Here is a 14587-nt window from a genome sequence, read left to right on the forward strand (position 1 = left end):
GCTTGCCACCCGTTCAAACAGAACGTGTGGCACTTCCCCTCTTAGTCGGCTATTTGAGCGACAGATAAGGATTGTTCGGTGGAACGGCATCGAATATGTGCGATGGGTCTTCGAGCAAATAGCCATGCACCTGGCGCGTTTTGCGCGGTCCCATGACCTCGCACGTCCTGATGTTCAGACCCGATGGCTGTTTCCTGTGGAGTCCGAGTTTTTCAAAGCGCTTCTGCACCCACTGCCAGTCCTGCAGGGCCGCGTCCTTCGCAAGCGGCCCAATGGTTGGATGCTCTTGTGCGTAGCGCTGGAAAACACCAGGGCTGATCAGGTAAACCGTGTCGGACACGGTATGTACCAGGGCCTTGGCGTCATTGATGATGAGCTTGCGGGTCTGGACGGCCTGTTTCAGCCAGGCCATGAAATGCTCGCCCGATGGCCGCCCGGTAAATGAGGCGAAATCGTGCGGCGCAGGCGCGGCGGTCGGCGCCGAAGGACCTGGGGCCGATGCGGGAGGGTCGAGCGGCACCGCTGCATCGTCGGCACCCTCTGGCGGGGCTTCGACGGACTGCTCCGGCTCAGGCGTTGTCTCGAACATCGCCAGCATGCTTTCCAGTGGGTCGGCCGGATTGCGCTGCGTGCTGGGAGGTATGGCGTGACTTCCGCCCGACTGATCTGGACGGCTGCTTGCTGCGGGCTCCTTCTCCGTTGCCACCGCTGCTCCAGGTAGCAATGCAGCGTCGGGTGCGGACGGGCGCGGCCCGTCCTCGGCCTCGCCGGCGTTGTCCACGGTCACGGTTCCCGCAAATGGGCTGGGTCGCTCCGAGGGCTCCCAGATCAGCGCCGGGGCCAGGCGCAGGAGCGTGAAGGCATGGGACCAGCCACTCTCACTGGTAATAGTTGCGCGCCAGATGGCCTTGCCGGAGGCGGTGGGCTGCAACATGGCATGATCCTGTAGCACGTTGAACACGGCCGTGTTGTTCGCGGGGATGCCATCGACCCCCTGGGACAGCAGGTGCGCGCGCAGCTTGTCCGAGACTGTCTTGCTCACCAGCCACAGCGCGTCCTCGGTGAGCCAGCCATCGGAGGCCTCCGGCTGGTTCAGTTTCAGCTCTTCCTTGAGCAGGTAGCGCAGCCCGTTGACCAGCTTGCGTTGGAGCGAGTGCTTGGGCGCGGCCATGGCGCGCGCGGGATCGCCGCCCAGCTCCTGGGCGACGGAGGCGCGGTCGGCCTGCACGACAAGCTCGCCCAGAACCCCGGCGTGCTCGTACTGCCCAGCCAAGACGTAGAGCAGCGGCGCCCACAAGGATGGATAGCCACTGAGCCAGTCCAGCAGATCGCGATTGAGCAATTGCTGGTACAGCAAGCCTGTCGCGGCGCTATGAAGCCGGTACTCGCGGTCGTCGCGGTAGCGGAAGCGGTACGGTTGGCGCAGCGGGCCGTGCCATGGGTGCCAGGTGCTGCCGTCGGCCAGCTCGACGTGCAGATCGACGGCCACCTTGCCGATGTCATGGAGCAGTGCGGCATAGGCGACGGCCGCAGTCCAGGCTTCGGCCTGCGCCGCCTGGTCTTCGGGGCTGGCCCCGATGGGCAGCAGATGGGACTGCCGCAGCTTTAGGCTGTAGGCGACGATTTCGAGGCCATGGTCGAGCATGCCGCCCGGGTAGGCATGGTGATGCGCTTCGGAAGCCGGGAAGGCCTGGACCAGCTCGGCGTAGCGCTCCAGCGGCGCGCGGTACAGGGAGGCGAACTGCTTGCGCGAAAGCGAGGTGCGCTGCCAGATGTGTTCCAGCAGCTTCTGCCGGCGCGGGGTGGCGAGCAACGATGCGGCCGACTCCGGCCGCATCAACCCTTTCGGGAGGTCGGTGGCGGGTGCTGGCGACGGCGCGGCAGCGACCGGGGGCCGTTTTCGCTGGAACAGGGAGAGCATGTCGGTGTCCTGATGGCGGGCCGGGCGGGAGGCCTTTTGGCCTTTTCAAGGTAGGGCCTTTCCCCTTGCACCCCATTCCCTTGCCGTTTCGACCCTTTGGCCTTTAACCGTTTCGGTATAGCGGGGCCTGGGCTGCGGCTCCAGCGTCAATGCGGAACCCGCACGAATGGATTAGACGGCGACCTGGCGCTGGGCCCCGGCCTATGCTGCCGGGGCGCTACACCGCCAGGTAGGCTCCCACCCGGGCGACTAAGTTGACAAATGCGACAAAGGAGACTAGAGTGAATCCTGTCTCAAACCTACCTGGGAGCTGACCATGCCCACTGCGATCGAATTCATTGCCGACCGGCTGCCGCGAGTCACGGTGGAGGATGTGCGACGCTTCGCCGATACCGTCGAAATCCGGGATGCACCGGCGTTCGCGGCTGAGTTGCAGGCGTTCATCCACGAGCGCGTGGAGGCGGTGACGCTGCCCGCCAACCTGGAAGGTGAAACGGTGGCGCAGGCCTTGCAGCGCAAGGCGGCCGCGTTGCGCTCCGACACGCGCTGGACACCGGCTGAAACCGATGTCCAGCGAGGCCGCGCCTTGCTGCTGGAAGCCTTCAACCAGCCGGACAACCTGCCGCCTGCCGAGTTCGCCAAGCTGGCGGACAAGTCGCGCCAGCAAATCTACAAGGACATCCTCGCCCGTCGGCTGCTGGCGCTGAACGTGGGGCCGCGCGGCCAGAAGCTGCCCGACTGGCAGCTCGACCCGGTGAAGCAGCAGTTGACCCAAACCGTGCTCCAGGAGGTCGAGGGCATCGACCACTGGACGATCTACCGCGCGCTGTCCGAACCCCTCGAAGGCCTGGGTGGTCGCTCGCCCGTGGATGCGGTGACGCATGGCACGATCGATGACGTGGCCGAGGCCGTGTTCAACGTGCTGGGCGTCCAGGTGCATTGAAGCGAGACCGCCATGAGCCACGAGCTGCCTTCGTTCCTGATCGATGCCGGTGAACTGCTCCAGCATGTGAGCCGCGTCGTCTATCGGGGCAGCCCGCTGTACTATGGCCGCAGCAGCACGAATCGCTACGATGACCCAGCGGGGGCCTACGGCGTGCTCTACCTGGGGCGCGACCTGCCCACGGCGCTGATGGAGTCGGTGTTTCACAAGCACCAGTGGCTTGCGGACACGCAACGCTCGATCGCGCTGAAAGAAGTCCAAGCCCGGATGGTGCGCGCAGTAGGCGTGATGGACGACGTGTTTCTGGCCGATCTCACGGCGCAGGGCGTCATGGCGGGCTACTTCGGCCTGAACCTGGAGCAGTTGGCCAGCCGCGACTACACGCACACGCAGCGGGTGTCCGCCCAGGTGCATGCGATGCTCGGAGATGATGGCCAGGCGCTGTTCGACGGGGTGCTCTATCCGTCGCGCAACAACTATCCCGCCAAGAGCATCGCCCTGTTCGAGCGTGCGGGAGCGAAGGTTGGCGTCATCGAGGACATCGACCTGGTGGACCATGTGGACTGGCCGCGTTTCGTTGTTACCTACCGCATCGGCGTTGAACCCGACCCCGGCCCGGTGGGGCCGGATGACGAAGCGTCCTGAAGCAGCAAGAAAACACATTGAAGCCGCAAACCGAATGAAGTGGAGCAAACTGGAATAGGCATTCCTCAACAGCAGGAGACGACCATGAACACGACGACCCGCACCAGCACCGCAGAACGCCTCGGCCGCGCCTTTGGCCGCGGATGGCGTGCCTATGCGCGACGCGAACGGCGGGCGTCGAACTGGTTGGTGTCCAAGGGCATGCCGCGAGCTGGCGCTACCGCGCTCGTGTGGGTAGCCAAGCTGGCTGTACTGGGGGTGCTGCTCTACGTTGCGTTTTGGTTTGCACTCGTGATGCTGGGCGTTGCGGCGGCGGGATGGGCTGCTGCTGCAAATACTTCGGATGAGGACGAGTGGCCTTTCACCGACCTCACCGAGCTGCGCAAGACGCCGGGCTACGATCCCAACCTGTACAACGACACGTCGCACGAGTTGTACACCGACGACTGACCGGCCTCGCGCTATTTCAGTTTTCCTCCGGTGAGCGCCCCGGCACCCTTGCCGCCAGCTTGGCCGGCGCTCTTGCTGCCATCGGAAAGTCCCTGGATGACGTGCCCGGCCCGAATCCCAACCCAGGTAAGGCTCGCCAGCCAGAATCCCGGCAGAACCAGGAACATCGTGCCCATGACGAACATCAGGAGCATGTCGCCGAAGGCGTTGTTCAACCCTACCAGCGGGTCAAAGTTGGTGTGCGGCCGGTTCCAGCCAAAGCCCCAGCCATAAAGCGCGTCCAGAATCGTTGAATCGATCCAGCGTGCGAGCTGGAACCAGAAGTCCGTGAAGAACAGCGCGAACTGCACGACGCTGACGGTGACGACCGTCTTCAGGTCGTAGGTGCCCACAACCAGCACGAGCGGGATGCAGATGACCAGCGCCATCTTCAGTAAGGCGAGGATCATGGGCAGGGATTGGCGCACGACATCCATGGCAGGAAACGCGGCAATCGCGCCGACTGCCATCCCCACGTCGCCCGTGGCGCGCGTCACGATGTTCGGCAGGGTCTTGTCGATCTGGCCGCCGTAGTCCGTATAGACGCTGCCCTGGTTCAGTTTCTGCTGCCGCGGTGACGCGATGGCGCGGATCACCGAATCGTCCACCTCGGCCCGGCTGAGGAACCCGGCCCAGCCCGCCAGGCGATTCAGCAGGGTCGGGTCCACTTGCCCCAGCAGCCGCGCGCGCAGGCCGTTGCTGCCGTCTGACCACCACTGCCTGCAGGTCGGGTAGCCGCCACCATTGGCAACCTGCGCGAGGCCTGCATCGCGGGTGTCGTCATAGGGCCATGCCTCGCGCGCCGTGCTGGAGCGGTAGCTGTCGTAGTAGCCACCCGTGTCCGTGAAAAAGCGCGAGCCGATCCAGGTTACGTCGTGCATCTGCTGCTCATCGAGATCCGGGCGCTGCATGAACAATTTGGCCCGCGCAGGCCCATAGCAATCCCGCGAGAAGTCCGCGACCTCCTGAGCCAGTACCGGGTCGTCAATGCGGGTCGCGTCGATCTCCATCCTCATCTGCCGCAGGTCCGTACCGCACGGGATCGCCGCTACCGAGGCGCTCGTGACGGCGCGCGAGAGCGCGTGCATGAAAGCCCACCAGACCGGCACCTTCGCCGACTGGTTGTTGATGGTGCTGAAGGACTGCGACCAGCCGGTTTCCGTGGGCTGCGGCACGCTGACCTGGCACTGCGCCGAGCGCGAGCTGTCGTACTGGATGGTGCTGAGGTCCACGTCGATGAACGGAATGCCCGCGAACATCACCACCACGATCGCGACGAACACCCGGTTCTCGATACGGGCGGCACTCAGAACGCCTTTGTTGCCCTCGTCAGCGCCTTCCGCGCGGGCCTTCAGCCACTCCTGCACGACGATGGCGACGAAAGGCAGCGCGAACACCCCGCTGGACACCAGCACGGCCCAGATACCGTTGTTGACGATCCAGGACACGAGGGTGAGGTAGTACTCCAGATAGTCGGTCGTGAAGAGCGTCATGGCCCCGATCTCCCCTCAAGCGGCCTGCATCAACAGGCTGGCTTCCAGCGCGACGATGGCGACGACGCCGGCGACCTCGGTACGGATCAGCCGGCGCCGCGCCTGCCCATCTGTCCCGCTTTGGTCTTCGCGGGCCAGCACCCGGCGGCGCATCCAGAACCATCCATAGGCCGTTGCCGCGTACACGCACAGCCGCCAGATGAAGAAATACCCTGCGGAGGCCGCCAGCCACCGTTCCCAGCCTGCAACGCTGCCGACCAGGTTGATGCCCGCGACGTTCGCCCCCACTGCGGCGGCAACGATAAGCACCAGCCACAGCAGCGTCTTCGCCGCGCGCCGGCTGAACAACCAGCGCAGCGGCCGCCAGGCCATGCGCGCCGGGCTCATGGCCGACTCCCCGGATTGCCCTTCTGGAGCTGGTCGAGACGGTCCGGCACAGGATCGCCCTCGTAGATGCCGCGCGAACCGGCCGCGCGCGCGCCGTGGCGCTGGATGATCGCCATGGGCGAGTTGTTCGCCAGTTCGCGCCGCAGCTCCAGTTCGGTCTTGAGGTTGCGAATCTCACGGTCGAGCGTGTCGCTCTCGTGGTTCACCGCCTCCACGGCAAGTTCGTTCGCCGCGACGTTGGGCTCCTTCTTGCCCGTGAGCAGCGTGCGCTGCAGCAGCAGCGCTTTCTCCAGCACGGATGCCAGCGCGACCTCGGACGCGAGGCGCTGCGACAGCAGGTGCTGGTCGGGCTCGTCGCGCAGCGCCTCGATCACGCCGCGCGTGATCGGCAGCGACGCACTGCCAGCTTCGCGCAGGTTCTCCGGCGTCGTGTTCTTGGCCTTGGTTACCAGGTCCTGGAGCGCCTGCAGCTTGGCGTCGTACTCCTCCTGGATCAGCGGCGTGAGCCCGACGCCCGGCGTCGTCTCGGTCTTGGTGCAGGCATCGCACGTGCGCTGCTCCTTCTCGCCGAGCACGCGCGTGGCCCACTCGACGGCAGCCTGCGGCGAGGTCCAGGTCTGGCACGAGAGACTGCTGCAACTGGCCGGCGCAATGGACGAGGTGTCGGTCACGCCGCGGCCGTTGACCAGGTTGTAGCCAGCGCGGGTGACATCGCCGACGACCTTGATCGCGGGCTGGCCGGAGCCGCCCGCGTTGCTGCCCCCGACCCACGGCACGCCGTCATTGCCGCGGCGCGTCTCGGCCTGCTCGATGGCCGAGACCGCATCCGTGCTCGACACGGCATCGCGCAGCGCCAGCCCTTCGGCCATCTGGCTCCAGCCGAGTTGGCCGCCCGCCGTTTCGGCCATCTTCTCGGCCATGGCACGGCACGTCAGCTTGCTGCGGTCGAAATCCAGCCGCGCCTGCAGCACGCCATTGGTGAGCAGGTTGTACAGACCGGGATCGGCCCGCTGGATGATCAGTGCGGGCAACGATGCCACCGCACTGGTGGCACTCTGGATCACCGACGACATGATTTGCTGGAAGCCGTTGGTAATGCCGTTAAGTTGGTTCTTCAACGTGGTCTGGATGCTCATGTCGCCGCAGATCAAGTTGCTGTTCCAACCCACGCCGACACCGATGGAGCGCATGCCGGCTGCACGTCCCATCGACACGGCGTTGCCGCCACCGATCGAGTACATGACGTCATCGCCGATGACGCTGCCGCTGGTCTGGTATCCCAGTTGACCCCAGGCCACGCCGCTGCCCAGCGCGAGCGCGCCGGCCAGTGCCAGGACGATCTCCGTGCGACGTACCCGGCGGGAGAACGGATTGAATGCAGGACGGAACTTCATGGCACCCCCTCAGAGGAAATCGACGCTGCCCAGGAACACCTGGCCCCGGCGCTCGCAGCAGGCATACGGCCGCCACAGCGCCCATGCGTAGTCGCCTTGCTGGGCCTGGGTAAGGAAGCCGCTGCGCGGGAAGACCGTGCAGGACGAGGACAGGACGGGCGTGAGTTCTTGCCACTTGCCGGTCGAGGCATCGCCCTCCATCAGCGCGCCGGCCGGCCAGTAGCCGTCACGGGAGTTGGCAAGCAACGGCTGATAGACGTGGATCTGCCCGCGGCGCGTGACCACATCGCCCGCACGCTGGGCCACCACTGCGCCGGCCTTGAAGTCGTCGGTCTGGTGCAGGAAGCCGCCACGGGGATACACGTTGCCCCAGAGATTCATCGTGGTACGGGCACCGACTTCGCGCCGGCCCGGAATCAGCGCTTCCGGGTAGGCCATCTCGGGCACGTTGTAGCGCCAGGCCAGCGTATCCAGGGTGCTGAGCAAGTACGGCATAAACGCCGTGCCCGCGCCCTCACAGAAGTAGCCTGACGAAGAGACGAACTGGTTGAACACCTCTGCGCCGGGGTGACCGATGACATCCGCGTTCTTGAATTTGGCGAGGCTGTTTTCGTGATCCTCGTTCGTCGTTCCGTCGCCGCCAGCTTGGGCGGACGGGTTGGGCGTGCTCATTGCCTGGACTTCGACCCAGGGGTTTTCTCCGGTATTCGAGTACGACGACACCACTGCATCGGGGATGTAGTGGCGCACCTTGATCGACGTGCGCACGGTGCAGCCCGTCCATGTGCAGTAGAGCCAGTAGCAGATGCCGACGACGCGGTATTCGAGGCAATCGGGCGATGCCACCGAGCCGATGATGGTCGCTGTATTGAGGGCGTAGCTGCCCGTGGCGCTGAGCAGCAGCAACGAAGCCACGCCAGCGCGCAGGCGGCGCATCAGGTCGAATGGTCGGGTCACGGCTGGGTCCTCCGGTGCTGCTCGATGCGCGCGACAGCGCGAGCCACATCCGGCTCGCCATAGACCACATAGCGCCTGTCCACCACCACGGCCGGGAGGCTGGTGATGCCGAGGCTCCATGCGTCGGTAACGCCTTGGTATGCGGAAGCGATGCGTCGCTGCAGATCGGCACCGCCGCCATTCAGCCGGCGCTTGACGATGGCCGTCGCCTGTTCGGGGTCGGTGGGCAGTCCCGCGGAAAGCTCCGCTTCAATCCTGTGGGCTTCGTCCAGCTCGATCAGCCGCTCGCCGCCCATGGTCTTGACCGGGTGGCGGCTGTCGGTGACGACCACCACGTCGGCGGCGAAGGTGGCCGGGCTGAAAACGGCCAGGGCTGCCGGCAGCGCCACGGCCCGGCCGAGGGTTCGCCAGCCCGGCGCGAACCTGGAAAGGGATGCTGTCATGTCGCGTGCCCTTGAAGTTGATCAGAGCAGTAGTCAAACGCGAAGCCGACGCGGCCCCAACAAACAATGCGCATCGCGCACTGCCCGCATACCTGCTTGTCTCGCGCCCATGAAAAAGCGGAGGCCGAAGCCTCCGCGTGGATCAGGGAGCCGATGCCGTCGCTACAGCAGGCCGGATTCCGCGAACGAGTACGGCGTGCCCTGGCCGACGATGAGGTGATCCAGCACCCTCACGTCGATCAGCGACAACGCGGCCCTCAGCGTTTGGGTCAACGCACGGTCCGCGCTCGACGGCTCCGTGCAGCCCGAAGGGTGTTGGTGAGAAAAAATGACCGCTGCCGCATTCAGTTCCAAGGCACGCTGCACGATCGGACGCGCATGCACCGAGGTCGAATGGATCGTGCCTCTGAACATCGGCTCGTAGGCCAGCACCTCGTGCATGCTGTTGAGGAACACGATGGCGAAGACTTCATTGGGCTCGGCGGCCAGTTTCAGGCGCAGGTAGTCCTTGACGGCGGCAGGCCTCTCCAGGGATGGCCCCTTCTTGAAGACCCGCTGCTCCAGCAGCGCGATGGCTTGCCGGATGATCCAGTCATCGGATTGGGACATGGGGGCAAAACGTGGCTCCACGCAGGAGTCGTTGGCGACGAGAGACATGGCGGACCTCCAGAAAGTGAGCGGAGGGCGCCACCCTGGGAGGGCAAGCCCTCCTGGGGATGGAAACAGCGGAACAAGGTGCATCCATCACCGCGCGGCGGTGATTGTTCGCGGCCAGGATGCGAAAGCGAACGGGTAGCGGTCAGCGCGGCGAGCCGCGCCGTAGCCTTCAAGACCGAGGGCTACCTGGGCATGTCGCCGACAACGTCGGCAGGCATTTCGGATGTGGGGGTGGCGGGCGAACCCGGCGCGTCGCTGGCCATTTCCCCGGCCGCCAGCAGGTCCATGGCCGAGAGCAAGGCATCGCCCTCGATCGGCCCCTGCAACAGGATGGCCTGGCCCGTCTGGCGATCGAGCAGTCGCAGCGACGGCGTGGCGGTCACGCCGCTCTTGGTGGCTTCCGCGGCCTGCGCGCGGATGGCCACGTTGGGGCGCTCGCTAGCCATGCACTGTTCGATGGCTGACGTTGTTTCGGGGTAACGCAAGCCATCGGGCAAGCCCTGGCCGTCGCTGCGCGTGTGGGCATAGACCCATTCGACCGCCTGCCAGAACGCCGCATGCCCGCCCGCTTCGGCGGCGCACTCGGCCAGACGTGCCTCGGCCGACGCGGCAGGCTCGTGCGCGGCCAGCGGCTGGTGATGCCATTGCAGCGCCACGTCGGTGTTGTTGCCGACCCAGCGCTTGAGCTGCGGGAAATACTCCCGGCAGAACGGGCATTCCAGGTCGGCATAGAGCGTCAGCGTGAAACGGCCTTCCGGGTTGCCCATCTGCCAGGGTGGCCCAGCGACCTGCGCCGTGCTGACCGGCGCGCGCGACGGCGCTGAGGATTCGCCGGGCGTCCGGGACACCAGCCAGATCAGCAGCAGCGCGACCAGCGCAGCAGCCAATACCCAGGGCCAGCGAGGCCGCCAGCGGCGACGGCGGAACGCCTGGACCTGCATCGGAATGGAAGGACGTTTCTGTTCCATGGCGTTCTCCGGTTTACGACAGTTCCAGGGCCGGCGACTCGATGCCGCGGGCCTGGTCGATCTTCTCGGCCACCTTGAAAGCCGCTTCCAGTTCGGTGCAGCCGTACTGCTGCATGAGCTGGTAGCGTTCGGCCTTCTCCTCGGGTTCTGTCTGCGCGAGGGCGAGGTACAGGGACGGCGGCACGGCGCGGAACAGCACTTCCATGCTCTTGGAGAGGATGACGCCTTCGGTGAATTTCCCCGCTTCCTTGCGCGCCGAAAGCATCAGCGCCTTCTGCGCGGGCGAGAGTTCGCGGAACCGCGCGATCTTCTCAACTTCATCGGGCGGCATGCTGAGACAGATCCACCACTCGATCATGTTGAGCATGGGCTCCGCGGCGCGCGGCAGGTCGTCGATGTTCTGCGTCGCGAGCCAGAACCAGGCCCCCAATTTCCTCCACATCTTTGTAATTTTCACGACGTAGGGCGCGAGCAGCGGGTTCTTCGTGATGATGTGGCCTTCGTCGGTGACGTTGATGATCGGGCGTCCCAGGTATTGGTCGCGCTCGGCGATGTTGTTCACCGTGCTGATCAGGCTGATGTAAGCGATGGAGAGCTGCGCGTTGTAGCCCTCGCGGGCGTATGTCGCGAGGTCAACCAAGGTGATGTCGGCTTCGGGCCACGGCGTGCCGTCGCGGTCGAACATTTCGCCGTCCGTGCCTTGACAGAACATGTCCATCGCATCCGCCATCTCCAGCAGCCGCACGCGGCGCATTTCGGGCAGCGTCGGGTCCTGGCCGCGGGCGCGCAACGCGTTGCGCACGTCGCGCGTAAGCACCGTGCGTTTGTCGGCCACGCAGTGCTCGGCGGCGTCGAGGATGCACTGACGGATCAGCGAGCGGTCAGCCCGCGTCATCCGGGCTTCCTCCTTGTCCTCTCCGCCCGTGATCATCAGCCGCGCCGTGATCTCCAGTTCGCCGAGCACGTCGCGCTGCTCGTCCGCCTCCATGGCCGAGGCATCTGGTGGCGGGTCTTCATCCAGCGCGTCGGCGTCGAGCGTCTGCACGTCGCTGGGCGTCTCGATCAGCCGACGCGCGTCTGCGAATGGCGCGAGGCTGATGCCCGAACCTGGGGCCAGCTTGACCCGGTTTACCGTCAGCCCGAGCATGCGTGCGAAGTCGCTGAACAGGCCGAAGCTGTTGCCAGCCTCCACGATGAACAGCCGCGGTCGGTAGATGGCCGTGACCTGATTCAAGAGGTTGTTGAGCGTGGCGCTCTTGCCGGAGCCGGTGGGGCCGAACAGGAACAGATGGGCGTTCATCTGCCGATCCAGGCGGCTGAGCGGGTCGAAGGTGATCGGCCCGCCACCGCGGTTGAACATCGTGATGCCCGGGTGCCCCGTACCTTGAGCGCGGCCCCACACCGGCGACAGGTTCGCCGCGTGCTGAGCGAACATCAGTTGGGTGTACCACTTGCGCCGATCCTGGCCGGGGTTGTAGCAGCATGGCAGCCACCGCAAGTAGCTGTTGAGCGGCGCCACCTCGTCGTCCTCGCGCACCGGCTGCAAGCCAGCATTGAGCATCACGTTCGCCAGGTCCAGGCCGCGCCGGTCCAGTTCCGCTTCGTCGCGTCCGCGCAGGTAGAATGCCAGCGTCCCCCGGTAGAGCTTGTGTGCGCTGCCGATGAGGGAGCGGGCTTCCTGCACGTCCTTCAACGTCTGCTCCGACGCCAGCGTCTCGCCCACGGCCTTCTTCGCCAGGTGGTTGAGATCCGCTTCCAGGACATCCTGCGGCGTGGCGACCATCGTGAGACACAGCAAGGTGTCTTCCGGCATCTGGTCGAACAGCGTGTTGATGGCATCCCCTTTGCGGGTCTCGCCGGTCAGGTGTCCGGTGCCGGGCGGCATGCGCAGCCGGTCGGTGATCAGCACGCGGTGCGGCATGCCGTCGAAATACCAGGTGCCGTGCTCCACGTCGGAGCGTGGCTGGCCGAAGAACAGCCGCTGGCTGAAATCCCGCCCGCTCGCCAGCTCGATTTCGCCGGCCTCGCTTTCTTCGGTGCTGTCGGGGTAGCGCGCCAGCGCGTAGAAGCGCTCCCGGTCCTCTGCACTCGGTCCAAGCATCGCCGGGCGCGGATTGAACCACCGCAGCAGCCAGTCGTGGACGTCGGCTGCGACCATGCGCCGTGCCTGGATGCCGGCGTTCGCCAGGCCGCCGCACAGGCGGTCGCAGACGATGTTCAGCATCTGCTCGGGCGTCTGGCCGCGGCGGCTTGCCTGCCCAGTTGCACGGCGATAGATCACCATGCGCACCCGCCGCGTCTGGCCGCGCCAGCGCAGCCGCGTGACCACCGTGTCCTCGAACAGGCCGCCGGGCTTGGCCACAGCGCGCAGGTGGTGGCCGAAGAAGCGCAAGTAGAACTCGGTGAACGCCGAGCCGCGCGCACGTGGCTGCACGTAATCGCGCAAGGTCTGCATGTACTGGTCGAAGCTCGGTTCGTCCTGGGCATAGAGCTGGAGCACCCACGGGTTCTCGTCCAGTTCATCGAAACTGTCCTGAAGCGCGTTTTCCAGGGCGTCGCGGGCATGCGCGAGCCAGCCGGGTTCCCGGCCTTCGGTGCCCAGCGGCACCAGTTCGTAGAACGCCGCCACCGATTGGCCATCCTCCAGGAGCATCGATTTCGACCCGGGCAAGAACTCCACCCAGGGCAGCAGTTCCACGAAGGACGGCGCAACGTCGTACAGCGCCTGCTCGTCGGCCACGGTCGCTGGCTTGCGGCCGTGGACTGCCGAACCGGGTTCGGGGATGCCGGCCTGGCGCAAGGCCTCGACGTGGCGCTGCCAGCTGTCCGGCTGCTCATCGCTAGCCGGGCTACTGGAGCCGGCGCCGGCCAGCTTCGGCCATGGGAGTTTCCACCGCATCAGTAGTCCTCCACGCGCTCGCCCGGCATCGCGTACTGGATGCGCTGGTAGAGCGGGAAGACGGTCGTGTAGCCGGGCACCGGCACGGGATCGGTGCCGGCCAGATGCGGGTACACGTACATCACGAGATCGGGATTGGGCAGGCGCTGGAACTGGCGGTGGACCTCATTGCGCGCGGTGCGCGTGTAGCGCATCTGCTCGACAGGTGCGGCCTGCACGTCGGCGTCGGTCAGGGGCCGACGCAGGCTCTGGCGCGCATCGAGCAGCTGGCGGCCGGCGTTCCGTCCGGCTGCGCCACCGCCGTCGCCGGCCTCCTGCTGCCAGATGTCCATCATCGTGCGGTCACCGTGGGTCAGCAGCTTTTCCTTGCTGGTGGCGCAGCCGCCGAGCACCGCGACGGCGAGGGCCAGCACCAGGCCCTTAATCGAGTTCGAGAGCATGGCTTTCTCCTGCGCGGTGATCGACCTTGCGGCCTTCGGGATCGAAGTCGATGGCGAGCGGTTTTTCGAGGTGGACGGCGACCTTGGCGCCGGGCTGCACATAGACGGCGGCGAACGCCTGGCCGTAGAGCTTGTTGACCCAGGCCGACATGTCCCGGACACCGCCCGCGAGAATCTGGCCGACCGCTTCCTGGCCGGTGATGCCCACGGTGCCGATGGAGCCGTCCGAGCCGACATAGGACATGCGGCCGCTGTCGCTCTCGATGAGCGAGGCCACGCCGGCACCGGCCGCGGTGATCAGGGCCTGCGAGCCGAGGTACTGCTGGGCGTTGCTGCGCCGCTCGCCGCTGACGCAGGGGATGCCGTGCGGGTCGCTGATCCAGCCCAAGCCGTCGCGTTGCTGGTTGTTCTGCTGGTTGCCCTCGCGGTCTTCGGGGATCGTGCGGATCGTGCCGTCGTTGAAGACGAACGTGATGCTGCGCACCTGGCCGCGCACGCACGAAAGCGTCCAGTCGCCCGATGCGGTGCCGCTGAACACGGCGCCGGCCACGTCGGGAATGTCGATGCCATTGGCGGTCAGGTTGTCCGGCCCGACCAGGACTTTGAACGGATAGGGATCGTTGACCGTGCCGTCGATCGGCACGCGGCCGATCAGCGCGGTCATGGCGACCGAACCCATGAGCGTGGAGTTGGTCGGCACGGTATAGACCGGCTTGGCACTCTTGACCCCAGAGGCGCGGGCGCCCGCGTTGGCCACGGTTTCCGCGGTGGTTTCGAGCGTGCTCTGCGCCGGGCCGAAGCTCGTGGGGAAGCTCATTCCGCCGCTCGCGCCACGACCGCCGTTGCGCCCCTCGGCGGGCTTTGCGTCGTCCGGCTCGACCCACCGCACGCCGCCCTCCATGCCGGCCTCGTCGCCGCCCTGCAGCCCCAGGCCCACGGGCAGGTCCGCAT

Annotated in this window: 14 protein-coding genes; 3 read left to right on the forward strand and 11 right to left on the reverse strand. The window is 66.2% G+C overall.

Features of this window, described 5'->3' with window-relative positions; translation table 11 throughout:
- Positions 1 to 49: 49 nt before the first annotated feature.
- Positions 50 to 1921 (reverse strand): MobH family relaxase, encoded by a 1872-nt coding sequence (gene mobH, locus B3361_RS20730; RefSeq protein WP_003821130.1) that lies wholly within the window; start codon positions 1919 to 1921, stop codon positions 50 to 52.
- Positions 1922 to 2237: 316 nt separating this feature from the next.
- On the opposite strand from mobH, the gene B3361_RS20735 reads away from it, so the two are divergent.
- The 3 genes from B3361_RS20735 to B3361_RS20745 all read left to right on the forward strand — a co-directional run bounded on the left by B3361_RS20735 (position 2238) and on the right by B3361_RS20745 (position 3959).
- On the forward strand, positions 2238 to 2864 hold the full coding sequence (locus B3361_RS20735; RefSeq protein WP_003821129.1) for an integrase: 627 nt from the start codon (positions 2238 to 2240) through the stop codon (positions 2862 to 2864).
- Between the two features lie 12 nt (positions 2865 to 2876).
- Positions 2877 to 3509: an RES family NAD+ phosphorylase gene (locus B3361_RS20740; RefSeq protein ID WP_012614066.1), complete on the forward strand. Its 633-nt coding sequence runs from the start codon at positions 2877 to 2879 to the stop codon at positions 3507 to 3509.
- Positions 3510 to 3593: 84 nt separating this feature from the next.
- Positions 3594 to 3959, forward strand: a complete 366-nt coding sequence (locus B3361_RS20745; protein ID WP_003821127.1) for a DUF3742 family protein — start codon at positions 3594 to 3596, stop codon at positions 3957 to 3959.
- Positions 3960 to 3970: 11 nt separating this feature from the next.
- On the opposite strand, the gene B3361_RS20750 is transcribed toward B3361_RS20745, so the two are convergent.
- From B3361_RS20750 to B3361_RS20795, 10 genes are all read right to left on the reverse strand, one after another.
- Positions 3971 to 5491 (reverse strand): conjugal transfer protein TraG N-terminal domain-containing protein, encoded by a 1521-nt coding sequence (locus B3361_RS20750; RefSeq protein WP_003821126.1) that lies wholly within the window; start codon positions 5489 to 5491, stop codon positions 3971 to 3973.
- 15 nt (positions 5492 to 5506) lie between these two features.
- Positions 5507 to 5878 (reverse strand): hypothetical protein, encoded by a 372-nt coding sequence (locus B3361_RS20755; RefSeq protein WP_003821125.1) that lies wholly within the window; start codon positions 5876 to 5878, stop codon positions 5507 to 5509.
- A complete protein-coding gene (locus B3361_RS20760) occupies positions 5875 to 7272 on the reverse strand; it encodes an integrating conjugative element protein (RefSeq protein WP_003821123.1) in 1398 nt (465 codons plus the stop codon). Before B3361_RS20760 ends, B3361_RS20755 begins: the two co-directional genes overlap by 4 nt.
- 9 nt (positions 7273 to 7281) lie before the next feature.
- Positions 7282 to 8229: a TIGR03756 family integrating conjugative element protein gene (locus tag B3361_RS20765; RefSeq protein WP_012614067.1), complete on the reverse strand. Its 948-nt coding sequence runs from the start codon at positions 8227 to 8229 to the stop codon at positions 7282 to 7284.
- Positions 8226 to 8672, reverse strand: coding sequence for a TIGR03757 family integrating conjugative element protein (locus B3361_RS20770; RefSeq protein WP_003821119.1), 447 nt, complete (start codon positions 8670 to 8672; stop codon positions 8226 to 8228). The genes B3361_RS20765 and B3361_RS20770 overlap by 4 nt, the downstream gene beginning before the upstream one ends.
- Before the next feature lie 162 nt (positions 8673 to 8834).
- Positions 8835 to 9329 (reverse strand): JAB domain-containing protein, encoded by a 495-nt coding sequence (locus tag B3361_RS20775; protein WP_003821118.1) that lies wholly within the window; start codon positions 9327 to 9329, stop codon positions 8835 to 8837.
- 182 nt (positions 9330 to 9511) lie between these two features.
- Entirely contained in the window at positions 9512 to 10297 is a 786-nt protein-coding gene (locus B3361_RS20780) for a DsbA family protein (RefSeq protein WP_012614069.1), read from the reverse strand.
- Positions 10298 to 10310: 13 nt separating this feature from the next.
- Positions 10311 to 13196, reverse strand: a complete 2886-nt coding sequence (locus B3361_RS20785; RefSeq protein ID WP_012614070.1) for a conjugative transfer ATPase — start codon at positions 13194 to 13196, stop codon at positions 10311 to 10313.
- Positions 13196 to 13636 (reverse strand): TIGR03751 family conjugal transfer lipoprotein, encoded by a 441-nt coding sequence (locus B3361_RS20790; RefSeq protein ID WP_003149753.1) that lies wholly within the window; start codon positions 13634 to 13636, stop codon positions 13196 to 13198. The genes B3361_RS20785 and B3361_RS20790 overlap by 1 nt, the downstream gene beginning before the upstream one ends.
- Positions 13617 to 14587, reverse strand: a 971-nt coding sequence (locus B3361_RS20795) for a TIGR03752 family integrating conjugative element protein (RefSeq protein WP_286920339.1), incomplete at its 5' end; no start/stop codon positions are given. The genes B3361_RS20795 and B3361_RS20790, both read right to left, overlap by 20 nt.

Source organism: Pseudomonas sp. UBA6699 (genome assembly GCF_002454615.1).
GTDB lineage: Bacteria > Pseudomonadota > Gammaproteobacteria > Pseudomonadales > Pseudomonadaceae > Aquipseudomonas > Aquipseudomonas juntendi.